The 22,450-nt window shown below is 73.3% G+C and carries 23 protein-coding genes; 7 read left to right on the top strand and 16 right to left on the bottom strand.

What is annotated here, in order from left to right; genetic code table 11:
• Positions 1 to 79 precede the first annotated feature (79 nt).
• From ACTYVM_RS03030 to ACTYVM_RS02985, 10 genes are all read right to left on the bottom strand, one after another.
• A complete protein-coding gene (locus ACTYVM_RS03030) occupies positions 80 to 739 on the bottom strand; it encodes a sortase domain-containing protein (RefSeq protein WP_445524392.1) in 660 nt (219 codons plus the stop codon).
• A gap of 13 nt (positions 740 to 752) precedes the next feature.
• A complete protein-coding gene (locus tag ACTYVM_RS03025; RefSeq protein ID WP_445524391.1) occupies positions 753 to 1,163 on the bottom strand; it encodes a hypothetical protein in 411 nt (136 codons plus the stop codon).
• 120 nt (positions 1,164 to 1,283) lie between these two features.
• Complete coding sequence (locus tag ACTYVM_RS03020) at positions 1,284 to 2,063, bottom strand: HAD-IIA family hydrolase (protein ID WP_400034239.1); 780 nt, start codon at positions 2,061 to 2,063, stop codon at positions 1,284 to 1,286.
• A 74-nt stretch (positions 2,064 to 2,137) separates the two neighbouring features.
• Positions 2,138 to 3,190 (bottom strand): 2-aminoethylphosphonate ABC transporter substrate-binding protein, encoded by a 1,053-nt coding sequence (locus ACTYVM_RS03015; protein WP_445524390.1) that lies wholly within the window; start codon positions 3,188 to 3,190, stop codon positions 2,138 to 2,140.
• Positions 3,191 to 3,249: 59 nt separating this feature from the next.
• Positions 3,250 to 4,047: an ABC transporter permease gene (locus ACTYVM_RS03010; protein ID WP_400034235.1), complete on the bottom strand. Its 798-nt coding sequence runs from the start codon at positions 4,045 to 4,047 to the stop codon at positions 3,250 to 3,252.
• The gene (locus ACTYVM_RS03005; RefSeq protein ID WP_445524389.1) at positions 4,034 to 4,960 is read right to left on the bottom strand and encodes a 2-aminoethylphosphonate ABC transporter permease subunit; all 927 of its coding nucleotides are present in this window, start codon (positions 4,958 to 4,960) and stop codon (positions 4,034 to 4,036) included. Before ACTYVM_RS03005 ends, ACTYVM_RS03010 begins: the two co-directional genes overlap by 14 nt.
• The gene (locus tag ACTYVM_RS03000; protein WP_445524388.1) at positions 4,950 to 6,002 is read right to left on the bottom strand and encodes an ABC transporter ATP-binding protein; all 1,053 of its coding nucleotides are present in this window, start codon (positions 6,000 to 6,002) and stop codon (positions 4,950 to 4,952) included. Before ACTYVM_RS03000 ends, ACTYVM_RS03005 begins: the two co-directional genes overlap by 11 nt.
• A gap of 1 nt (position 6,003) precedes the next feature.
• Positions 6,004 to 6,705, bottom strand: a complete 702-nt coding sequence (locus tag ACTYVM_RS02995; protein WP_445524387.1) for an HAD family hydrolase — start codon at positions 6,703 to 6,705, stop codon at positions 6,004 to 6,006.
• A 7-nt stretch (positions 6,706 to 6,712) separates the two neighbouring features.
• Positions 6,713 to 7,837: a TIGR03364 family FAD-dependent oxidoreductase gene (locus ACTYVM_RS02990; RefSeq protein WP_445524386.1), complete on the bottom strand. Its 1,125-nt coding sequence runs from the start codon at positions 7,835 to 7,837 to the stop codon at positions 6,713 to 6,715.
• A gap of 132 nt (positions 7,838 to 7,969) precedes the next feature.
• A complete protein-coding gene (locus ACTYVM_RS02985; protein WP_445524385.1) occupies positions 7,970 to 8,725 on the bottom strand; it encodes a GntR family transcriptional regulator in 756 nt (251 codons plus the stop codon).
• A 74-nt stretch (positions 8,726 to 8,799) separates the two neighbouring features.
• Here ACTYVM_RS02985 and ACTYVM_RS02980 point away from each other — a divergent pair, with 74 nt between their 5' ends.
• The 3 genes from ACTYVM_RS02980 (at position 8,800) to ACTYVM_RS02970 (ending at position 11,605) form a co-directional block, all read left to right on the top strand.
• Positions 8,800 to 9,870, top strand: a complete 1,071-nt coding sequence (locus tag ACTYVM_RS02980) for a Gfo/Idh/MocA family oxidoreductase (RefSeq protein WP_445524384.1) — start codon at positions 8,800 to 8,802, stop codon at positions 9,868 to 9,870.
• Positions 9,867 to 10,361 (top strand): heme-degrading domain-containing protein, encoded by a 495-nt coding sequence (locus tag ACTYVM_RS02975; RefSeq protein ID WP_445524383.1) that lies wholly within the window; start codon positions 9,867 to 9,869, stop codon positions 10,359 to 10,361. Before ACTYVM_RS02980 ends, ACTYVM_RS02975 begins: the two co-directional genes overlap by 4 nt.
• A gap of 341 nt (positions 10,362 to 10,702) precedes the next feature.
• Complete coding sequence (locus ACTYVM_RS02970) at positions 10,703 to 11,605, top strand: LLM class F420-dependent oxidoreductase (RefSeq protein ID WP_445524382.1); 903 nt, start codon at positions 10,703 to 10,705, stop codon at positions 11,603 to 11,605.
• A 202-nt stretch (positions 11,606 to 11,807) separates the two neighbouring features.
• On the opposite strand, the gene ACTYVM_RS02965 is transcribed toward ACTYVM_RS02970, so the two are convergent.
• The 4 genes from ACTYVM_RS02965 to ACTYVM_RS02950 all read right to left on the bottom strand — a co-directional run bounded on the left by ACTYVM_RS02965 (position 11,808) and on the right by ACTYVM_RS02950 (position 14,612).
• Positions 11,808 to 12,680 carry a fumarylacetoacetate hydrolase family protein gene (locus ACTYVM_RS02965; protein WP_445524381.1) on the bottom strand — a complete coding sequence of 291 codons (873 nt, stop codon included), beginning with the start codon at positions 12,678 to 12,680 and terminating at the stop codon, positions 11,808 to 11,810.
• A 169-nt stretch (positions 12,681 to 12,849) separates the two neighbouring features.
• Entirely contained in the window at positions 12,850 to 13,545 is a 696-nt protein-coding gene (locus ACTYVM_RS02960) for a YidC/Oxa1 family membrane protein insertase (protein ID WP_445524380.1), read from the bottom strand.
• Positions 13,546 to 13,648: 103 nt separating this feature from the next.
• Complete coding sequence (locus tag ACTYVM_RS02955; protein WP_445524379.1) at positions 13,649 to 13,987, bottom strand: DUF6412 domain-containing protein; 339 nt, start codon at positions 13,985 to 13,987, stop codon at positions 13,649 to 13,651.
• Between the two features lie 97 nt (positions 13,988 to 14,084).
• Complete coding sequence (locus ACTYVM_RS02950) at positions 14,085 to 14,612, bottom strand: winged helix-turn-helix transcriptional regulator (RefSeq protein ID WP_445524378.1); 528 nt, start codon at positions 14,610 to 14,612, stop codon at positions 14,085 to 14,087.
• Positions 14,613 to 14,747: 135 nt separating this feature from the next.
• Here ACTYVM_RS02950 and ACTYVM_RS02945 point away from each other — a divergent pair, with 135 nt between their 5' ends.
• Together ACTYVM_RS02945 and ACTYVM_RS02940 are read left to right on the top strand one after the other, a co-directional pair.
• Positions 14,748 to 16,193 (top strand): MFS transporter, encoded by a 1,446-nt coding sequence (locus ACTYVM_RS02945; RefSeq protein ID WP_445524377.1) that lies wholly within the window; start codon positions 14,748 to 14,750, stop codon positions 16,191 to 16,193.
• Positions 16,194 to 16,407: 214 nt separating this feature from the next.
• Positions 16,408 to 17,448, top strand: a complete 1,041-nt coding sequence (locus tag ACTYVM_RS02940; RefSeq protein WP_445524376.1) for an SEC-C metal-binding domain-containing protein — start codon at positions 16,408 to 16,410, stop codon at positions 17,446 to 17,448.
• Positions 17,449 to 17,469: 21 nt separating this feature from the next.
• Here ACTYVM_RS02940 and ACTYVM_RS02935 read toward each other — a convergent pair whose 3' ends face one another.
• On the bottom strand, positions 17,470 to 18,420 hold the full coding sequence (locus ACTYVM_RS02935; protein ID WP_445524375.1) for a LysR family transcriptional regulator: 951 nt from the start codon (positions 18,418 to 18,420) through the stop codon (positions 17,470 to 17,472).
• A gap of 97 nt (positions 18,421 to 18,517) precedes the next feature.
• Between ACTYVM_RS02935 and ACTYVM_RS02930 the strand changes: the two genes are divergently transcribed.
• Both ACTYVM_RS02930 and ACTYVM_RS02925 read left to right on the top strand, forming a co-directional pair.
• Positions 18,518 to 19,687 carry a nuclear transport factor 2 family protein gene (locus ACTYVM_RS02930; RefSeq protein ID WP_445524374.1) on the top strand — a complete coding sequence of 390 codons (1,170 nt, stop codon included), beginning with the start codon at positions 18,518 to 18,520 and terminating at the stop codon, positions 19,685 to 19,687.
• Positions 19,688 to 19,895: 208 nt separating this feature from the next.
• Positions 19,896 to 21,614 (top strand): serine/threonine-protein kinase, encoded by a 1,719-nt coding sequence (locus ACTYVM_RS02925; protein ID WP_445524373.1) that lies wholly within the window; start codon positions 19,896 to 19,898, stop codon positions 21,612 to 21,614.
• Here ACTYVM_RS02925 and ACTYVM_RS02920 read toward each other — a convergent pair.
• Positions 21,611 to 22,159, bottom strand: a complete 549-nt coding sequence (locus tag ACTYVM_RS02920; RefSeq protein ID WP_445524372.1) for a hypothetical protein — start codon at positions 22,157 to 22,159, stop codon at positions 21,611 to 21,613. The genes ACTYVM_RS02925 and ACTYVM_RS02920 overlap by 4 nt on opposite strands.
• Positions 22,160 to 22,450: the final 291 nt, after the last annotated feature.

The following is a 22,450-nucleotide window of genomic DNA, read 5'->3' as shown; positions in this document are numbered from 1 at the left end:
CGCAATGTCCCCTGGGGAGCGGTTTGTCGAGGGGGCGGAAGGAGGCGGAGGAACGGGCGACGCCGACGGGTCGGTGGACTCACAGGCCAGTGCCGGTGCCCGTGAGGTGTGCCGACACGATCACGTTCGCGGTGCAGACGCGGCTCGCCGGGGCGGTGGTGCCGCCGCAGCCGATCAGCCGCAGTTCGGCGCGACCCTGCTGCCGTGCCCCGGACGCCTGCCGGACGTCGAGACGGTCGTGGGGCAGGACCTCGACGCCGTCGACGGTGAAGTCGGCGACGCTGCCGTCGTCCCGGACCACCCGGACCGCCTGACCGGGCCGCAGCGAACCGATCCGGTCGAACGCCCCTGGCCGGCTCCCAGCCCCTGGGTCACCCACCAGGAGCGCGGTCCCGGGCGCCCCCGGCTTCACCCCGGCGCCGTACCAGCCGACCGCGCCGGCCCGGTCCGCGGGCGGTGGTTGGACCGCGCCCCGCGCGTCCAGGCCGCGGGGCACCATCGGCGCCCGCACCCCCAGGTCGGGGATGTCCAGGCGCCGCGGCGAGGCGTCAGCCGGCGGCTCGGCCGCGGAGGGCCGGCCGGCCGCGGCCATGTCCCCGGTGGCCGACGGGGCCAGGGACTCCCGTACGTCGGTCAGGTCGCGCCCCCACAGCCACAGCCCGAGCAGCAGCACCACCCAGGCCAGGCCGGCCAGGAGGCGGCCGGTGCAGCGGGAGCGGGTGCCGTCGTGGTCGGACATGCCGATCCCGCCCTCAGCGCGGTCCGCGGCCGCGGCGGCCGGGCCGATCGTCCTCGCAGCCGGTCGCACCGCGCGCCCGGGGAAGGAGGACGACGGCCGCCCCGGCGGCACCCGCGAGCACCAGCTCGGTCACCGCGTGCGCCGCGCCGGGCGCCGGTGGACGAGCGGGCGCGGAGGCGGGGGCCGCGTCCCGGGGGGTCCGGGTGGCCGGCACGAACGGTGTGGGCGGCGTGGGTGGCGGACTGGCGGAAGCGGACGCCGTGGGCGGCTTCGACGGCGCCGCCGGGGCGAGGGCGCCCGGGGCCGCCGGCGTACCGGGCACGACCGGACCGCCCGAGCCCGTTCCGTCCACCCTGTCGGCCGCGGGGACGAGGGCGGCGGCCGCCAGCAGTCCCGTGCAGAGTGTGAGGCGCCAAGGACCCATCGTGAAACCTCCACCCTCAGGAGACTCCCGGCGGTCCCGGGCCGCATCCGCTGCGGAAGCGCGCTGCTCCGAACGGGTGAGAAGAGGGTGGAGGAAGGGGTCCGCGGACGGTGCCGGGTGTCAGATCCGCTCGACGAGGTCCGCGATCGAGTCGACGACGTGGGACGGCCGGAACGGGTAGCGGTCGATCTCGTTCGCCTGCGTGACACCGGTGAGCACCAGGAACGTCCGCATCCCGGCCTCCAGGCCGGCGAGCACGTCGGTGTCCATACGGTCGCCGATCATGGCGGAGGTCTCCGAGTGGGCGCCGATCGCGTTCAGCCCGGCGCGCATCATCAGCGGGTTGGGCTTGCCGATGAAGTACGGCTTCCTGCCGGTCGCGGCGGTGATCAGGGCGGCGACCGACCCGGTGGCCGGCAGGGCGCCCTCGGCGGACGGGCCCACGTTGTCCGGGTTGGTGGCGATGAACCGCGCGCCGTCGTTGATCAGCCGTACCGCCTTGGTCATGGCCTCGAACGAGTACGTCCGGGTCTCCCCGAGGATCACGAAGTCGGGGTCGTGGTCGGTCAGGATGTAGCCGACGTCGTGCAGCGCGGTGGTCAGACCGGCCTCGCCGATGACGTAGGCGCTGCCGCCGGGCCGCTGGTCGTCGAGGAACTGGGCGGTGGCCAGCGCGGACGTCCAGATGTTCTCCATCGGCACGTCCAGGCCCATGCGCTGCAACCGGGCGTGCAGGTCGCGCTGGGTGTAGATGGAGTTGTTGGTCAGCACCAGGAACGGCCGGCCGGACTCACGCAGTTTCTTCAGGAAGGCGTCGGCACCGGGGATCGGAACACCCTCGTGGATCAGGACACCGTCCATGTCGGTGAGCCACGACTCGATGGGCTTGCGGTCTGCCATGCTTCGGCCTCCTGCCGTACGCGTGTCTGCGTGAGTCCAGCCTAGCCAGCGGCCGGATCGTGCCGGAGGCCGGTTCAGCTTCCGGTGGCCTGCTTCCACGCCTCCACGTACGCGGTGAGGTTCTTGTCGATGTCGTTCCAGTCCGGCGTGAACACCTCGACGCCCTCCATCAGCTTCTTCAGGGCCGTCGCGTTGGCGTCGTCGGCCGTGACGTCCTGGCGGACGCTGAAGCCGCCGCCGATCTCGCTGACCTGCTGCTGCGCCTGCTTGCCGAGCATGAAGTCAAGGAGCTTCCTGCCGTTGGCGTCGTGCGGGGCGTGGCTGACCAGTCCGGCGGCGTACGGCAGGGCGAAGGTGGTCGGCTTCCCGCCCTCCCGGGCCGGGAACCAGATGCCGAGGTTGGGCATGGTCGTGGACTGGGCGTAGTTCATCTGGACGTCGCCGTTGGCGACGAGCAGTTCGCCCTTGTCGACCTTGGGCGCGAGCTTGCCGGTGGAGGCGGACGGCCCGACGTTGTTGTCCTGGAGCTTCTTCAGGTACGCGAGCGCCGCGTCCTTGCCGCCGAAGTCGTGCATGGCCTTGACGAGCACGGCGGTGCCGTCGCCCGCGACACCCGGCGTGGAGTACTGGAGCTTGTTCTTGTACTTGCCGTCGAGGAGCTGCTCCCAGGTGGTGGGGGCCTGCTTGAGCTCCTTCTTGTTGTAGACGAAGCCGAAGTAGTTGTTGACCACGGAGGTCCAGGTGCCGTCGGCGGCCTTGTCCTCGCCGGCGACCTGGCCGGCGCCCTGCGGGGCGTACTTCTGCAACAGACCCTTGCTGTCCGCCTGCTGGATGAACGGCGGCAGGGTGACCAGCACGTCGGCCTGCGGGTTGCCCTTCTCGCGGACGGCCCGCTGGACCATCTCGCCGGAGCCGCCCTCGACGTACTTGACCTTGATGCCGGTCTCCTTCTCGAAGTCCTTGAAGACGCGGTCGTACCAGCCGTCGCCGTTCTCGCCCTTGAGGCCGTCGGCGCTGTAGACGGTGACGACCTTGGCGTCGGCGGCGGAGGAGTTGCCGCCGCAGGCGGTGAGGGGGGCGGCGAGCAGGCAGACGGCGGTGGCGATCTTGAGCGTGTTCTTGCGCATGGCGAGGTGAACTCCTGGCTCGATGGGGCGTGTCGGGGGTGGAGGGAGCGGGGGGTGGCCTAGCGGTGGGCGGCCCTGGTGCGGATCCGGGAGACGGCGAGCAGGACCAGCAGGGTCGCCGCCATGAGGACGACGGCGAGGGCGGAGCCGGCGAACAGGGAGCCGCGGTCGGTGGCCCCGTAGATCAGGACGGGCAGCGGGGTCCAGTCCGGCGGGTAGAGCATCATCGTGGCGCTCAACTCGCCCATGGACAGGGCGAAGCAGAGGCCGGCCGCGGCGGTCAGCGAGGGCAGCAGCAGCGGCAGCCGCACCCGCCACAGCACCCGGGCGGGCCCGGCGCCGAGGGAGGCGGCGGCCTGTTCGTAGACCGGGTCGAGGCGGCGCAGGGCGGCGGTGACCGACTGGTAGGCGAAGGCCGTGACCAGCACGGTGTGCGCGAGGACGACGATCCACCGGGTGCCGTTGAGCAGCAACGGCGGCTGGGAGAAGGCGACCAGGACCGCCAGGCCCACCACCACGGAGGGCACGGCGACCGGCAGCACGAACAGGGCGTCCATCACACGCCGGTGGCTCTTCTTCAGCGCCGCGCCGGCCAGCGCCGCCCAGGTGCCGACGGTCAGGGCGAGCAGGCTCGCGCCGAGCGCGGTGAGCAGGCTGGTGGTGAGCGCCTGGAGGGCGTCGCCGTGCGTGGCCGCCTGGTAGTTGGCGGTGGTCAGGCCGGACGGCAGGACGCTGGACCAGTGGGTGGCGAAGGACGCGCCGAGGACGACGAGGAGCGGCAGCGCGAAGAGGGGGAGGAAGAGGACGAGGAAGACCGCCCACAGTGCCCACTTCGCCTTGCGGCTATGCACCAGCACGACGGCTCACCACCCGGTACAGGCCGTACAGGCCCACGGAGAGAAGGACGTTGACCACGGCGACCACGCAGGCGCCCGGGTAGTCGGACTCCAGGATCGCCTTGCTGTAGACGAGGGCCGGCAGGGTCGTGACGCCCTTGGCTCCGGTGAACAGCACGATGCCGAACTCGTTGAGGCACAGCACCAGCACGAGGCTGCCGCCGGCCGCCAGCGCGGGCAGCGCCTCCGGCAGGATGATCTGCCGGACCATGCGGGGCGCGCGGGCCCCGAGCGAACTGGCCGCCTCCAGCTGCGCGGTGTCCAGCTGCGTGAACGCGGCGAGCAGCGGCCGCATCACGAACGGCGTGAAGTAGGTGATCTCCGCCAGCAGCACACCCCACGGCGTGGTGAGGAACTGGAACGGCCCGTCGGCGGCCCCGGTGACGTCCGTCCACAGGCCGTTGGCCATGCCGACGTTGCCGTAGATGAACAGCAGGGCGAGCGTGATCAGGAAGGACGGGAAGGACAGGAAGACGTCGATGAACCGGGCCACCGCCTTGGCGCCGGGGAACGGCACGAACGCGATGACCAGGGCCAGCAGGAAGCCGAGGACCAGGCATCCGGCGGTCGAGCCGAGCGCGAGCCACACGGTGGTCCACAGCGCCTCACGGAACGCGGCGGACGCGAAGACGTCGAGGTAGGGCTGGACGGAGGTCCCGCCGCTGTCGGGGTGGAGGGACTGCCGGCCGACCAGGAAGAGGGGGTAGAGGAAGAACACCGCGAGGAGGGCGACCGGGGGCAGGGCCCACAGCAGCCTCGGCGCCGTCCGCGGGCCGCGCCCGCGGGCCCGGGCGGGTGCCGCGTCCGGGCCGGGGCCCGCCGCCTTCTCCCCGGGACGGGCGGGCGCCGCCCGCAGGATCGGTTCAGCGCTCATCGCCGCTCACCCCCGCGGCCAGCAGCACCGCGTCCTCGGGCGCGAAGTGCAGGCTGACCTCGTCGCCGTGGACCGGCGGGTTCCTCAGCTCGGGCAGGTCCGCCATCACCGGGTGGCCGGCCACGTCGACGTACAGCCGATGCGTGGAACCGCGCCACTGGATCTCGCTGACGGTGCCGGTGAGCCGGTTGGGTCCGTCTCCGAGGCCGACCAGGTGCGGCCGGACGCACAGGGTCGCCCGCGCGCCGGACGCCGCGCCCGCCGTGTCGACCTTCAGTTCGGCGCTCCCGAGGGCGGCGCCCCCTGCGGTCACGGTGACCGGCAGCAGGTTGGCGTTGCCGACGAAGGAGGCGGTGAACTCGTTGGCCGGGGCCCGGTACAGCTCCCGCGGCGTCCCGCACGCCTGCAGGCGCGCCCTGTCCATCACCGCGATCCGGTCCGCGAGGGTCAGCGCCTCGACTTGGTCGTGGGTGACGTACAGGATGGACACCTCGGGCAGTTCCCGGTGCAGCCGGGCGAGCTCGGTGAGCATCCCGGAGCGCAGCCGGGCGTCGAGCGCGGACAGCGGTTCGTCGAGCAGCAGGACGTCGGGCCGGATGGCCAGGGCGCGGGCGATGGCGACGCGCTGCTGCTGGCCGCCGGACAGCTCCCGCGGGTAGCGGCGCGCGTAGGCGCCCATGCCGGTCATCTCCAGGGCCTCGGCGACCCGCTCGCGGATCTCGGCCTTGGCGACCTTGCGCGCCTTGAGCCCGAAGGCCACGTTGTCCTCGACCCGCATGTGCGGGAAGAGCGCGTACTGCTGGACGACCATTCCGATGCCCCGGCGGTGGGGCGGCAGGTCCGTCACGTCCCGCTCCCCCAGCAGCACCCGTCCCGACGCGGGCCGCACGAACCCGGCGACCGCCCGCAGCGCGGTGGTCTTGCCGGACCCGGACGGCCCGAGCAGCGCCATCACCTCGCCCGGCGCGACGGTGAGGTCGAGCGAGTCGAGGACGACGTTGCCGTCGTAGGCGACCGTGACGGAGTCGAACCGGATGCTCATGTCACCGGGCTCCTCGAAGCAGGGCGGGAAGGGCGGCGACCGAGTCCAGGACGTGGGTGGCGCCCGCGGTGCGGAACTCCTCGTCGCCGTGCGCCCCGGTCCGGACCCCGGCCACCAGGCCCGCCCCGGCACGGACGCCGCTCAGCACGTCGTAGGAGGTGTCGCCGACGACGGCCACCTGACGCACACCGTCGGCGGCCTTGGTGCGCAGGAAGGCCTCCAGCACCATGTCCGGGTACGGCCGCCCGCGCCCGCCGGCGTCGGCCGGGCAGAGGGTGATCGGCACCAGGCCGCGCCAGCCGAGCGCGTCGAGGATGGCGTCCTTGGTGACGCGCGCGAAGCCGGTGGTCAGCACGACCGTGCGGCCGTCGGCCTGCATCTTTTCGACGGCCTCGCGGGCGCCGGGAACCGGTACGACGAGCCCGCCGTCGACGAGTTCGCCGTACGCCTTCTCGAAGGCGGCGTTGGCCCGCTGGGCCAGGTCCTCGGCGCCGAACAGGTGCCGGAAGACGGAGATCTTGGACTCGCCCATGGTGGCGCGGACGTAGGCGAGCTTCTCCGCGTGGTCGGCCGAGCCGGGCTCGACGCCCAGTTCGGCGGCGGCCGCGGCGAAGGCCTGCTCGACCAGACCGCCGTCGGCGACGGTGGTGCCGGCCATGTCCAGGACGACGAGACGGATGTCGACGGTCGTTGTGTTGTTCATCGGTTCCTCACCAGCCCAGCTCGTCGGCGGTCTTCTCGGCTATCGCGGGTGCGCAGGTCATGCCGCGCCCGCCGGGCCCGGTGACCAGCCACACCCCGTCGCGGACCTGCTGCCGGTGCACCACCCGGCCGGGGTCGGTGCACTGCGCGTACACCCCCGCCCAGCGGCGCCGGATCTTCGGCAGCGGACGGCCGAGGAAGGACTCGACGACACCGGTGAGGTGCTCGTAGGGGTCCTCGACGGTGTCGAACGCGAAGGGGTGCTCGTACTCGTGGGTGTCGCCGATGGTCAGTCCGCCGTCGGCGCGCTGCACCATCAGCAGCTGCATCCGGTGCGCGGAGGCCGTCTCGGCCTGCGCCTGCCCCGCGTTGAGCTCGTCCAGGGCCTGCGACGCGTACGCCGGGTAGTACCGGAAGCTGTCGCCGTCGGCCACCGAGGTGGTCAGCGGCTCACCGAGCGGGTCGGTCTGCATCATCTGGAGCCGGACGCGGCGGACCGGCAGGTCGGGGCCGGCGAGTTCGCGTACGAGTCCGCCGAGCCAGGCGCCCGTGCACAGCACGACCACGTCGGCGGCGTGCACGTCGCCGTGGTCGTCGCGGACGGCTCCCTCGCCGACGACCTCGCGGACCTCGCGTCCGGGCAGGAACGTGTAGTTCGGGTGCTTGAGCAGTTCGGCGCGCAGGGCCAGCTGGGCGGTGCGCGGCTCGACGGCCGCGTCGCGCTCGCAGTACAGGGCCGCGTCGTACTCCCCGCGCAGGGCCGGGTTGATGGCACGGGCCTCGGCCGGGGTCAGCAGCTTGCGACCGCGGACGGCGGCGTCCGGGCGGGCCACGACGGCCTCGGCGACGGCGCGTTCGAGCTCGCCGCGCACGGGGGTCAGGGAGCCGTTGGCGCGGAAGCCCAGCGCGGGCACGCGGCCGCCGATCTCCTCCCACAGCTCCCGGGCGCGCAGGGCGGTCTCGAGTTCCTCTCCTTCCGCGCGGCCGGAGACCCATATCTGCCCGAAGTTGCGCAGCGAGGCGCCGCGGGCCTCGGCCTCCCGCTCGATCTGTACGACCTCGTGGCCGCGTTCCACTGCTTGCCAGGCGTGCATGGTGCCCACCACGCCGGCTCCTACGACTGTCACTCTCACGACGTCCACGTTCCTCCCGGACAGGGAACCGGAGGGGTCCTGTCGACAACGGGAGGTTGAACGAGCCGTCAAGATTGGGCTAGACCCGTTATCTCCTCGTGACTGAAAGGGAGGGTGTCGGGGCCCTGGCTGTCAGCCGCGCAGGTGGGTGGTGAAGGAGAACCGGTCCCCCCGGTACAGGCTGCGCACCCGCTCCAGCGGGCGCCCCTCCGTGTCCCGTGAGACACGGTGGATCAGCAGCATGGGCACCGCGGGGGGAGTGCCGATGAGCAGGGCCTCCCGCGGGGTGGCGAGCACCGTCTCGATGCGCTCGTCGGCGTCGCCGAAGGCGATGCCGAGCCCCCGGAGGTAGGCGTAGAAGGAGGAGTCGGGGTCGAACCCGGTGTCCAGGTGCGGCACCCGGGCGACCGCCACGTAGGTGCTCTCCAGGCCGACCCGCTCGTCGTCCGCGAGGAGCACGCGCTCCAGGTGCCAGACGGGCTCGCCGCGGACGAGTCCCGTCTCGGCGGCGAGGGGGTCCGGGCAGGGGAAGCGGTCCAGGGTGACGAGGGACCGTCCGGGGGCGCGGCCCTGCCGCCGTACGCCTTCGGTGTAGCTGACCAGGGACAGCGGCTGCTCCAGCTTGGGGCCCGCGACGACCGTGCCGCGGCCCCGGCGCCGCAGCTTGCCCTCCAGGACCAGCTCGCGCACCGCCTGCCGCACGGTCTCGCGGGCGACCCCGTACTCCTCGGACAGATCGCGCTCGGTCGGGATCGGCCGGTCCTCCCCCAGTTCGCCGATGAGGTCGTCGATCCTCGCCTTCACGGCGTAGTACTTGGGGATCCGGCCGTGCTCCGGGATGCCGGAGCGCACCGGGGAGCCGGGGGCCTGGTCGTTGGGGTAGTCCACCCGGAGATCGTCGCAGATCGCGGTGCCGTACCCCGCGAGCGGGGGCGGGCCGGCCCACTGGGAGAGTAGGGCCCATGACTGGCACCCCCTTCCGCGTCGGCCTCGTCGGCTACGGCCTGGCCGGCTCCGTCTTCCACGCCCCGCTGATCGCCTCGGTGGAGGGCCTGGCCCTGGACACGGTCGTCACTTCGAACCCGCAGCGGCGGGAACAGGCCCGCGCGGACTTCCCGGACGTCCGCCTCGCCGCCGGCCCCGACGAGCTGTTCGCCCGCGCCGGCGAGCTGGACCTGATCGTCCTCGCCTCCCCGAACAAGACGCACGTGCCGCTCGCCACGGCCGCGTTGAAGGCGGGCCTGCCGGTGGTCGTGGACAAGCCGCTCGCCGGGACGGCGGCCGAGGCCCGGGACCTGGCCGCCCTGGCCGACGAGCGCGGACTGCTCCTGTCCGTCTTCCAGAACCGCCGCTGGGACAACGACTTCCTCACCCTGCGCAAGCTGGTCGCCGAGGGCGAGCTGGGCGACGTGTGGCGGTTCGAGTCCCGTTTCGAGCGCTGGCGGCCACGGCCGAAGGGCGGCTGGCGCGAGTCCGGCGACCCCGCGGAGATCGGGGGCCTGCTGTACGACCTCGGCAGTCACCTGGTCGACCAGGCCCTGGTGCTGTTCGGCCCGGCCACCCAGGTGTACGCCGAGTCGGTGGTGCGCCGCGCGGGCGCCGAGGCGGACGACGACACCTTCATCGCGGTCACGCACGCGGGCGGCGTCCGCTCCCACCTCCACGTCTCCTCGACGGCCGCCCAACTCGGCCCCCGTTTCCGGGTGTTGGGCTCCCGGGCCGGCTACGTGAAGTACGGTCTGGACCCGCAGGAGGCCGCGCTGCGGGAGGGAAGGCGCCCGGGCCCCGAGGGCTGGGGCACGGAGGACGAGTCCCTGTGGGGCCGCGTCGGCTCCGGGGAGTCCCCGCTGACCGGCGGCGGCCGCCCCGTACCGACCCTGCCCGGCGACTACCCGGCGTACTACGCCGCCGTGACCGCCGCCCTCCGCGACGGCGCCCCGAACCCGGTGACCGCGCCGGAGGCCGCCGCCGCGCTCGACGTCCTGGAGGCGGCCCGCCGCTCGGCCCGCGACGGCGTGGCGGTGACGCTGTGACGAACGTCGAGCGCACCGACCCCGGGGCCACTCCGAGCGTCGAGGACCTGGAGGCGCAGGAACGCCGCCTGGTCCTGCCCCGCTTCACGCACGACGACGCCTGGGCGCTGGGCTCGCTGCTGGTGGAACTGGCGCGCGAGCGGCAGGCCCCGGTCGCCGTCGACATCCACCGCGCCGGCCAGCAGCTCTTCCACGCCGCCCTGCCCGGCTCGACCCCCGACAACGACGCCTGGATCGCCCGCAAACGCCGGGTGGTGGAGCGCTACGGCTGCGCCTCCTACCTGGTCGGCGCCCGCTTCCGCGCCAAGGGCACGACCTTCGAGGCCTCCTCCCGCCTGGACCCGGACCGGTACGCGGCCCACGGCGGCTCCTTCCCGCTCCACGTCGAGGGCGCGGGCGTGATCGGCGCGGTGACGGTGTCCGGGCTGCCGCAGATCGAGGACCACCGGATGGTGGTGGAGGCACTGGAGCGGTTCCTGGCACAGCGTTAGGGCCTGTTGCGAAAGTCCCGTCGTCCGCCCGGAGGGCGGGCCTCGCGGCGTCAGGTGCGTGCTCTGGGGGTCCCCCCTGCTCGAAGAGCTTGGGGGAGTGCCGGGCCCTGGCCCTCGTACTGGACGTACTTGGGTCAGGGCCCGGTGCGCCGAGTGGGGGTCCCCCCTGCTCGAAGAGCTTGGGGGAGCGTGCATGGCGTCGCGGGGCAGGCGGGACTTTCGCAACAGGCCCTAGTCCTCTTGGGGGAAACCGCGGAATGTCCGGGAACGCCCTCCGGTTGGGAGCTGCCGCAGGCGTGACGATCAGGCCACAGCCACCCCAGCCGGAGGGATCGGAACCGATGAGTGACACCACAGGCCCCTCGCGCCCCTTGCGGGAGACCATCGGCCGGTACGGAATCTGGAGCATCGGACTCCGCTCGGAGGACGCGGCCCGTAAAGGCGAACTCGCCGAGGCAGCGGCCGAGTTGGAGGAACTCGGATACGGAGCCGTCTGGCTGGGCGGCAACAGCACCGCCCGCAACGCCGCCCCGCTGATCGAAGCGACCCGTCGGATCGTCGTCGCCACCAGCATCCAGAGCGTCTGGCAGCAGGACGCCGCCGACAGCGCGGCGGAGTTCACCGCGCTGGAGGCCGCCCACCCCGGCCGCTTCGTGCTCGGCCTCGGCGTGAGTCACGGCCCGCGCGTGCAGCAGTACCGAAGGCCGTACTCGACGATGGTCGACTACCTGGACCGGCTCGACGAGCTCGGCCGGTCGGGCAAGGGTGGCGTACCCGCCGGGCGCCGCGTGCTCGCCGCCCTGGGCCCGAAAATGCTGGAGCTGGCCCGCGACCGGGCGGCCGGCGCGATCCCGTACCTGGTCACGCCGGACCACACCGCGCGGGCCCGCGAGATCCTGGGCGGGGCGACGCTGCTGGCACCGGAGTTCAAGGTCGTCCTGGAGACCGACCCCGCCCGCGCCCGCGCGGTGGCCCGCGACTGTCTCGCCCCCTATCTGGAGCTGCCGAACTACACCGACAACTTCCTGCGCCTCGGCTTCACCGACTCCGACGTCACCGGCGGCGGCAGCGACCGCCTGATCGACGCGGTGGTCGCCTGGGGCGAGGACTCCCGGATCCGTGAGCGGATCGAGGCGTTCCACACGGCGGGCGCCGACCACGTGGCGCTCCAGGTGATCACCGACGGCCCGCGCGACGCCCTGCCGCGGGAGCAGTGGCGCAGACTGGCCTCCCTGCTGGCGTGAGCGGGCCGGGCCAAGCGGACGGGCCGCGCCAACTGGACGGGCCGGGCCAAGCAAACGGGCCCGGTCGGGGAGCGCAGGCCGGGCCGAGGAGCGCGGGCCCGACCGAAGGGCGCGGGGATCCACGCAGGCGACGAGTCACGCGGGCACCCGCGGTGCCCGCATCTCACGGCCCGCCGACCCCCACGGCCCAACCCGCGGAGCGCTACGCGTCCTCGAGTTCCTGCCTCTGCCGTCCCAGCCCCTCGATCTCCAGCTCGACCACGTCCCCCGCCCGCAGGTACGGCTTGGGCTCGGGCTGCCCCATCGCCACACCGGCCGGCGTCCCGGTGTTGATGACGTCACCGGGATACAGCGTCATGAACTGGCTGACGTAGCGCACGACTTCGGCGACGGGGAAGATCTGGTCGGCGGTCGTCCCGTCCTGCTTCAGCTCGCCGTTGACCCACAGGCGCAGCGGCAGCGCCTGCGGGTCGGGGACCTCGTCCGCGGTGACCAGCCAGGGCCCGAACGGGTTGAACGTCTCGCAGTTCTTCCCCTTGTCCCAGGTCCCGCAGCGCTCGATCTGGAACTCCCGCTCGGAGACGTCGTGCGCCACCGCGTACCCGGCGACGTGCGCGAGCGCCTCCTCGTGCGACTCCAGGTAGCGGGCCGTGCGCCCGATGACGACCGCCAGCTCCACCTCCCAGTCGGTCTTCACCGCGCCGCGCGGCACGAGCACGGTGTCGTTCGGCCCGACCACGGTGTCCGGCGCCTTGAAGAAGATCACCGGCTCGGCGGGCGGCTCGGCGCCGGTCTCGCGGGCGTGGTCGTGGTAGTTCAGCCCGATGCACACGATCTTGCCGATCCGGGCGAGCGGCGGCCCGATCCGGCACGCGGCCGCGTCCGGCCCGGCCTCGTGCAGCGCGGGCAGGTCCCCCGTCGCGGCGGCGGCACGGATCCGGCCGAGTGCCGCGTCGTCGGCGAGCAGGGCGCCGTCGATGTCCGGGACGACGCCCGACAGGTCCCGCAGGACGCCGGTCGCGTCCAGCAGCGCGGGCCGCTCCGCACCCGCCGTACCGACTCGCAGCAGCTTCATGTGTCCAACTCCCTCGCTCGCGGGCGCCCGGCCGACGAGGGCGATCTGGGTGCGGCAGACGCGGTCATCGGAGGGCTGGTCGATCGTCCAAGGTCGACCAGCCCTCCGCAAGAGCGCGTTCAGGTACTGGACCGTAGCCCCGGCCGGGAGTGCGGCCGTGCGCTCGCGCTCACCGGTACAGCAGGAACCGCTCGACCGTGCTCCACGCGGTACTGGTCACCACGTAGAGCGCGGCGGCCAGCGGCACCACCGCCACGGTGACCAGCGTGAAGAAGGACATGTACGGCACGACCTTGCCGACCGCGCCCGCGGCGCCGCCGCTCACGCCCGCCGTCGCGGTCGTGTCCAGGGAGTTCCTCGCCCGGAGGAAGTTGAACGCGGCGACGAAGGCCACCACCGCGAACAGCCCCAGGTACACCGCCCCGGCCGCCCCGAACACCCCGTCCCCGGCCAGCGCGTCGGCCCACCGCCCGCCGAGCGGCGCGGCCAGCAGCCGGTGGCCTAGCAGCCCGTCGCCGTCCGCGGCCGGGGTCGAGAACAGGTGGTAGAGCAGGAAGAAGGCGGGCAGTTGCAGCAGGCTGGGCAGGCAGCCCGACAGCGGGGACACCTTCTCCTCGGCGTGCAGGTCCAGGACGGCCTTCTGCAGCCTCGCGGGGTCCTTCCGGTACTTCCTGCGCAGCTCGTCGATCCGCGGCTGCAACGCGGCCTTCGCCTTCTGCCCGCGCGCGGCGGCCCGGGAGAGGGGGTGCAGGAGGAGTCGTACGAGCGCGGTGAACAGGACGATCGCGGCGGCGGCCGCGGAGGCGTGGAACAGCGGCTGGAGCAGGTCGGCGAGCCGCTCGACCAGGGTGGCGAAAACGGACATGGGTGAGCCCTCCGGGGGTCTCGTCGTGCCGGGCGTACGCGAGGGGCGCGTGGGATGGCGGCATGACGACCCGCGCAGGGTCACGAGGTGATGTGTGCGTGCCCTACACGGTGGTCGCCGGAAGGGCGCACCCGGGCGCCCGGGGCCGCGGCCGGCCCGCGGCGTCGGGGTCGCGCTGCGGCAGGAAGGCCGTACGGCGGTCCCGGTCCCGGATGGCGGTGCGCACCCGGGTGGGCGGCACGGCGGGCGCGCAGCGGGAGGCGAGCACCGCGCAGACGACGAGCGCGGAACCGGCGGCGGCGGTCGCGGCGAGCGCGACGGCCACGGTCCCGGACAGACCGCCGGCGTCGAACAGGACGACCGGCAGCAGCAGGAGGGGCAGGAGGAGGGACAGGAGCAGCGGCACGGCGGCGGGACGCGGGGCGAGGCGACTGCGGATCACGTCGACTCCCTCCCCGTGGGCGTGCGGTGCGGTGCTCCGGCGCCGACTGCCGGCGGGCGGCGGGCGGCTTCGGTTCACCGAATCGGTGTACAGCTCGTTATACAGGATCGGTCTCGAGCGGTTGCAGCAGCCGCCGCGGCTCGAGCAGCGCCCGGCTGACCGGATCCGCCGGGTCCGGGTCGAGTCCGGGTCCCGGTTCCATGATGACGTCCTCGACCGGTACGACGGTCGCGCAGGCGGGGCACTCGCCGTACGACCCGAGTTCGGTGCCGCACTCCGCGTGCCGGAAGCAGCGCAGCTGGGCGCCGGTGAAGTGCTCGCGCCCCCACAGGCCGAGCGCCCGCAGGGTGGGCCACAGCGCGATCCCGCGTTCGGTGACGACGTACTCGTCCCGGGGCGGCGCGTCCTGGTACCGCCGCTTCTCCAGGATCCCCTCCGCCGTCAGCGTCTGGAGGCGGGCGGCGAGGACCGCGCGAGGGATGCCGAGGTGGACCAGGAAGTCGTTGTACCTCCGGACGCCGTACAGCGCGTCGCGCACGACGAGCAGCGTCCAGCGCTCCCCGACGACCTCCAGCGCGCGGGCGATCGAGCACTCCTGCGTCGCGTAGTCCTTGCCCAGTGCCATGCCGTCCACTGTAGCCACTTTCCCCGTTGTTGGTTCAATGAACGAACTTAGGGTGTTACGGTTCCGGAAGAGGTCGGTTCAATGACCGAACTTGCATGACGCCTTTGCTCCGCCCAGCCCCGGAAGGACGGGTTCATGACCGGGCTGAACTCTCCCGCGGCCTCCACCCCGGCGGCCACCACCCCGGCAGTCACCACGCACACCGCCGCCCCACGGCTCAGGCGTCGGGACGGGCCCCCGCGCCCCCGGGCCACCCTGGCCGTGACCAGCGCGGCCACCGCCGTGGCCCTGATGACGTACACGGCGCCGATGGTCACCCTGCCCGGCACCGCGGCCGCCCTGCACACTCCCCTCTCCGCCCAGGCGTGGCTGCTCAACGGCACCCCGCTGGGCCTGGCCGCCCTCCTCCTGATCGCCGGCAGCCTGGCCGACGACCACGGGCGCCGCCGCGTCTTCCTCGCCGGCACCCTGGCCCTGGGCCTGACCACGGTGCTGGGCGCCCTGGCGACGTCGACCTGGCAGTTCACGCTGGCCCGCATCGCCCAGGGCGCGGCCAGCGCGGCCCTGCTGGCCAGCAGCCTGGGCCTGCTCGTGCACGCCTTCCCCACCCCGCGCGGCCGCCTCCGCGCGACCGGCGTCTGGGGCGCCTTCGTGAGCGGCGGCATAGCGGTCGGCCCACTGGTCACGGGCGCCCTGCCGAACTGGCGGGCGGCCTACGCCGTCCTGGGCGCCGCCACCCTGGTCACGGCCGCGCTCGGCACCCGCGCACTGTCGGAGTCCCGCGCGCCCAGGGGCGGCCGCCCGGACGTCCTCGGCGCACTGGCCTTCGGACTGGCCCTGGTGACCCTGGTGGCCGCCCTGACCCTGGGCCGGGACGGCTGGCTGCGGGCGCCGGTGGGTCTGCTGCTCGCGGCGGCCGTGGCGCTGCTCGGCGTGTTCGCACTGCTGGAACGCCGCACCGGCACGCCGATGATCGACCTGTCCCTGCTGCGCCGCCCCCGTTTCCTGGCCTCCTCGGCGGGCGGGCTGTTCACCGGCCTGGCGGTGATCGGCCTCTTCAGCTACCTGCCGGCCCTGGTGCAGCAGACGCTGGGCCTGTCGCCGATGACCACCGCGTGGCTGTTGCTGCTGTGGTCCGGCACGAGCTTCGCGGTCGCCCTCCAGGCCAGGCACCTGGCGGGACGGGTACCGCCGCGCGGGCAACTGGTCCTGGGCTTCGTCCTCCACGCGGCCGGCGTCCTGACGATGCTCGGCGCGATCGGCTCCGGCTCCTGGCTCCGCCTGCTGCCGGGCCTGCTGGTGGGCGGCGCGGGCAGCGGCCTGCTGAACGCCGCGCTGCCCCTGCTGTCGGTGGAGTCGGTCCCGCCGGACCGCGCGGCGATGGGCTCCGGCGCCCAGCAGACCCTCCGCTACATCGGTTCCTGCGCCGGAGTCGCCCTGACCATCGCCCTCGTCACCTCGACGGGCAGCCCGGCACGGGGTGCCGACGTGGCGATGGTGGTGTCGGCGGGGCTGGCGGTGGTGGGCGCGGTGAGCGTGGGGGTGTCGCGGGAGCGGGGGGTCTCGCGGGAGCGGGGGTGAAGACGCGGGGTGAAGACGCGGGGTGAGGGCGCAGGGTGAGGGCGCAGGGTGAGGGCGGACGGGGTCGGGGGGCTGGGATGAGGGCGCGCGGGGCGTGCACACGGGACGGGGCGGAGGCGTACGCGGAAGGGGGTGGGCGGCGCATGTACGGGGGGTGAAGCTCTGGTCTGTGGATACCTCACGTTTGTCGCTGTCCGGCAGTACGGTGTCCCCCATGCGCCCCGCCACGCCCGCTGAAGACGCCGACCACGCCACCGAAGCGGCCCGCCTCGAGCGGACCGCCGATCTGTACCCCGAGGACGCCGAGGCCCTCCTCCTCCAGGCCGCGGCCCACCGGGAACTGTCCGGCGACCGCCCCGCCGCGACGGCCCTCTACGACCGTCTGCTGTCCTCCCCCGCCGGCCTGGAGAACCCGCATCTGGTCCGGGCCCTCAAAGCCGCCAACCTCTGGGAGTACGGCCACGAGGCGGAGGCGAGAGCGATCATCGAGGGCGTCCGTGCCGCGGCGCCCCGCGACCCGGCCCCCTGGGTGATCGTCGCCGAGTCCCTGGAGGCACACGACGAACTCGAGGCAGCGCAGGAGACGTTCACGCAGGGCGCGGAGCTGCTCCTCGCGAACGCCCAGCAACCCCCGCACGCCACCCGTCCCCTCCTCTTCGGCCGCCACCGCGTCCGCCGCATGCTGGGCGCGGCCCACGACGACTGGGACATGCTGGCCGACACGCTGCACACCTCCCCGGTCTCCCTGGACGAACTCCACGACCCCAAACGCGTCTGGTCCCTCGGCTCGGAGAACCCGGCCGAGCTGAAGGCGGAGATCACCCGCCTGCGCGCCGAACTCGGCGCCTACCGCGCGGCCCTCTCCCGCCCCTTCCCGGTGGCGGTCCTGCACTGGCCGGCCGAGGAACTGTCCGAACTCCTCACGGCCTATGCCGGCCTCACGTCCGAATACCCCTCCCACGAGACCCACTTGGCGACGATAGAGGCGTCCCTGCGCGAGCTGGCCTCCTCGGGCACCCCCAACCTGGGCATCGTCACGGGCACGGTCCCCTCCTACGAGGCCTTCGCCGCCTCGGAGGCCGCCTCCCCGTCCGACCCCGCCCTGCTGCCGCAGTACGCGACGACCCTGGCGGCCCGGGGCCGGGCGGTCGCCTGGCCACCGCAACGGGGGGCGGGGTGCTGGTGCGGATCGGGGCAGGCGTACGGGGAGTGCCACGGGATGACCGAACCCGCCGAACCCGCCGGGACCGTGTGAGCGTGCCGGAGACGAGCGGATTCAGTCCCGTTCGTGGGCGTCCGTCTCGTCCGACTCAGCCGACCGGTGTGCGGCGCCGGCGGGACGACTCGCACCGAGGGCTGTCACGAGCCGGTCGAGCAGGGGCGCCGCGCAGGGGTGCGGGTCGCGGCGTGGAGTGATCGTGTAGATGCCGCGGGTCGGGGGATCCACGAGGGCCAGGGCGGTGACGTCGGTCCGCAGCGCACCCGCCAGCACCCCGGGTATCAGCGCGATGGCGTGGCCGGTCGCGACCAGGGCCAGCTTGCCGGGCAGATCGGCCGCGGCGAGGTCGATGCGGGCGGTCACTCCGGCGCGGGCGGCGTGCTGGCGCAGCATCGCCGCCGAACCCTCGTTGTCCTCCACCCAGGTCTGGTCGGCCAGAGCCCGCATACGCACCGGGCCGCACCCGGCCCGGGGGTGGCCGACCGGCAGCACGACGACCATCTCGTCCATCCCGAGGAACCGCCTTTCGAGACGTGGGTCGTTGGGCAGTCCCGGGGGCGCATCGGTGACGACGGCGACGTCCAGGTCGCCCGAGACCACACGGTCGTGCAGTTCCAGGCTCAGTCCGGACGACAGGCTCCACGGTACGGGTCCGGCCGTGTCCAGCAGGCGGCGTACGGCTGCGGGCACGATCCCTGCGGCCAGGGACGGCGTCGCACCGACCGCCAGTGGCCGGGCCGGCGCACCGTCACGCAGGTCCCGCACGGCACGGACCGCCCGGTCGGCCTCGGTGAGCGCGGCCGTCGCATGCGGGCGGAACACCTCTCCGGCAGGCGTCGGACGCACTCCACGCGCATGCCGTTCCACCAGCGGTACCCCGAGTTCGCGCTCCAGCCCGGCGATCTGCCGGGAGACGGCCGACTGCGTGTAGCCGAGCTCGACGGCCGCCGCCGACAGCGACCCGAGTCGGCACACCGTCACGAAGGTCCGCCATGAAGTGAGCGCCATGGCCCGCAAGTATGCCCCGCCAACATGCGGATCCCGCAGGGCAGCCCTTCCAGATCTGCGCTTGTCGCACCTCTTCCGATGCCCCACGCTCGGACGCATGACCACATCGCACACCGTCGCGGTCCTCGGCCTGGGCCGCATGGGCGCCGCAATCGCAACCCGACTCGCCGACCAGGGCCGGGACGTCATCGGCTGGACACGGTCCGGTCGTCACGTCGCAGGCGCCGTCGAGACGACCCGCGACCCGAACGACGCCGTGGCGAAGGCGGACGTCACGCTCCTGGCGCTGTTCGACGGACCGGCGTGCCGGCAGGTCGTCGATCGCATCCGCCCCTCACTGCGGCCGGACACGATCGTGCTGAACACCAGCACCATCGCGCCCACCGAGGCGTCGGCGCTCGCCCGGCGGCTCGGCCCGTCCTACGTCCACGCGCCCGTACTCGGCTCCGTGCCGGCCGTCGCCGCGGGCACCCTGCGGATTCTCGCCGCAGGCGGCCAGGACGCTCTCGACAGGGCCCGACCCGTGCTGCGGGCACTCGGCACCGTGCGGCCCGTCGACGACGCGGCCACCGCGGCGGCACTCAAGCTGGTCGCCAACAGCAGCCTCGCCGGCGCCGTCCTCGCGCTGCGCGACGCACTGCGGCAGGCCGACGCCCTGAACCTGCCCCGTGCCGAAGCACTGGACGTCCTCGAACTCGGCCAGCTCGGCAGGCTCGTCAGCCGCAAGCGGCCCCTCCTCGCCGACGGGTCGGTCACGACCACGACGACGGCCCCGGCCGAGTTCACGATCGGTGCGCTGGCCAAGGACATGGCGCTGCTGGCCGCGGCGTCGAACAGCCCCCTGCGCTGCGCGGCCGACCTGGCCGGCACGCCTGCCGATCCGGAGGCCGACATCGCCGTCGCCGCCACGGTCCCCGCCGTGGACGACGCCGTGCTCGAACCGCTGCGCCGCTACGTCCGCGGCCACGCCACCGGCGACCCCGCCCACTTCCGCGACGCGTTCCTGCCCACCGCCCACGTCGAGGGCGTCCGGGACGACGCCTTCGTGTCATGGCGCCTGGACGAGTACTGTGCGCTCTTCGACGGCCGCCCGGCCGTGGACGAACCGACCCGCACCCGCCGCATCGACGCCCTCGACGTCCACGGCACCGTCGCCACCGCGTCCATGACACTCCGGCACGGCCCGGACACCTTCACCGACGTCTTCCTGCTGGTCCAGGTCAGGGGTGAGTGGCGCATCGCCAACAAGGCGTACCACCGAAGGTGATCGTCCACGCGGGGCGTCCGCACCGAGTACGCCCCGCGGACACGCCGGCCCCGCCCCACCTCGACCCGCTCCCCCAAGGCCCTGACGACCGCCCTGATCACAGCCTCGGCAGCACGCTTTAGGGTGCTGCTTGTTGGTCGACTCGTCGGATCAGAGGACCAACGAGTCCGGGGATTTGGGTATGTGGGGATCAGGGGGATGAGGGCCGATGAGCAACGCCCGTGCGACTGAGGTGTTCCAGCCTCTCCAGCCGGACGATCCACCCCTGGTGGCCGGTTACCGCCTCGCCGCCCGGCTCGGCGCCGGGGGCATGGGCCGGGTCTACCTGTCGCACACGCAGGGCGGCAGGCCGGTGGCGCTCAAGGTGATCCGGCCGGAACTGGCCGACGACCCGGCCTTCCGGCGCCGTTTCCGCCGGGAGATCACCGCGGCCCGGCGGGTCCGGGGCGCGTACACCGCCGAGTTGATCGACGCCGACGCGGACGGCGTACCGCCCTGGCTGGCCACGCTGTACGTGCCGGGGCCCTCCCTGACCGAGGCCGTCGCCCGGCGCGGACCGCTCCCGGTTCCGGCGGTGCTGTGGCTGATGGCGGGCGTGGCCGAGGCGTTGCAGGCCATCCACGACGCGGGCATCGTGCACCGGGACCTGAAGCCGTCGAACGTGCTGCTGGCCGCCGACGGACCGCGCGTGATCGACTTCGGCATCGCGCTGGCCTCCGACGCCACCTCGCACACCACCACGGGCGCCGCCATCGGCACGCCGTCGTTCATGGCCCCCGAGCAGGCGTCCGCGGGCGAGGTCACGGCGGCGACCGATGTCTTCGCGCTCGGCCAGACGGCGGCGTTCGCGGCCCTGGGCGAGCCGTTGTACGGGGACGGCCCCGCGGTCAGCGTGCTGTACCGGATCGTGAACGACGAACCCGACCTCTCCCTTCTGCCCGAGCAGCTCCGTCCGCTGATCGCCCGGTGCCTGGCCGCGGATCCGGAGGATCGTCCCGCCCCGGCGGAGATCGTCGAGTGGTGCCGGCAACGGCTGGGCGGGGACGCCGACGCGGGCGGCGGACCGGCCGTCTGGCAGGAGATCGCGGGACCGGAGGTGACGGTCCCGCCCCCGGTCCCCAACCCCACCCAGGGCTACACCCTGCCTTCGGCCGGCTGGCCGTACCCGGCGGGCACGGTCCCACAGGCCGCGTACCCGGCGAGCCCGGTCCCACAGGCCGCGTGGACGCGACCGCCGATGCCTCCCGACCCAAACGAGCGACGCGCCCGCAGACTCCGCAACGCGCTGATCGCGACCGCCTCCGTGACGGCGGGAGCGCTGCTGGTGACAGGCTTGGCGTGGACGGTCATGGACGCGGCGAACCGGCTCCGCCACTCAGGCGCGGGCCGGGGTACGACCGCCTCCTCGACGCCCCTCCCGGGGGCATCCGCAGGGTCCTCGGCGTCCTCGTCCTCGTCATCGGCGGCCACACCGGCCTCGGAGGCCGACGAGCGGGCGCCAGGGCCGTCGCAGCCCTCTTCCTCCGCGCCCAGGCCGCCGAAGGCCTTCCCGTACGTCGGCGTATGGCTGGACCGGAAGAACTCACTGGACATCAAGAGTGGGGTCGCGCGCAAGGATCGCAAGGGGGACATCCGTTTCGACTGCAAGCAAGCCGGCTGCGAGCTGGAAAGCGACACCAGCTTGATGGTCATGTGGTACGGCGATCCCGGGGCCACCTTCGAGGGCTGCCGTATCCTCCTCGCCGGCGCCAATGGCCCCCGCGGCACCTATGGCCACATCCCGCTGACTGCGGCGGCGGCCGGCAGCGAGATCTGCGTCAAACACCGCTCCGGAGACATCGCGCTGTTCTTGATCGATGTGAAGTCGACCGCGATGCCGGAGAGCGGCTTCGTGATGGCGGACCTGACGGTCTGGCGGGCGGCCTAGGCGAACGGATTGCCATGCCCGGGAAGCCGCCCGTCCGGCGGCACATACCGCAGCCGTCCGCTCGGGTCGGTCACCGTGGTGTACCCGGCAGCCTCCAGGCGCGCGGCGTACTTGGCCCGGTAGCGCCGGTTGACGGCGAGCCCAAGGGGCACGAGCGCCATCACCGCTGCCCAGACGGCGCCGGCAAGGACAACGGCATTGACGCCCGCGCCGATCTCGAAGCCGACGAGCAGGGCCAACGGAACGGCGCCGGCAGCCGCGATCAGCGCTCGTTGCCTGTCGGTGAACTTGGCGGTGATGTCGAACGTGATGCGGGCCTTGAGAAGCTCGACCTCGTCGGGCACGAGGGGCGGCAACGCGCCCCCGTCGGCCGCGTCCGGGTACTGCGCCCAGTTCCGCGCGGCCCGCGCACGGGCCTGTGGGCTGGGGTCGGACACGATCAGCATCACGAACGCGTTGCCACCCGGCCCGCCGCCCTGCCATACGTCCGCGTACTCGTACCCGAACTGCTGGGCGATGAAGGCGAGTCGGGTGAGCCTCTTCATCGTCGTCATCGTGGGAGCGACCTGAACGGGCTCCCCGCCCGCCATCTGCCGCAACATCTTCCGCACATGCCGATCACTCACCGGTACCCCCGTCCCCCGCGCGGCCTTGCCAGTGGCCGACCGCCCGTCATGCCCTCACCAACATCGACAAGCTTGTCGATCAGCGACTGCCACCGCAACCGGTGGGCGCCGGATCGAACAGGATCCGGGGCCAAGCCGCCCCTCCGACATCCAGGTTCCTTGCTTGTCAGTGGTCCCTGTTACAACAGAGCCACTGATGAGTGACCGAGG

It is taken from the genome of Streptomyces cyslabdanicus, from assembly GCF_052663305.1.
This window is presented reverse-complemented; position numbering and strand designations above follow the sequence as displayed.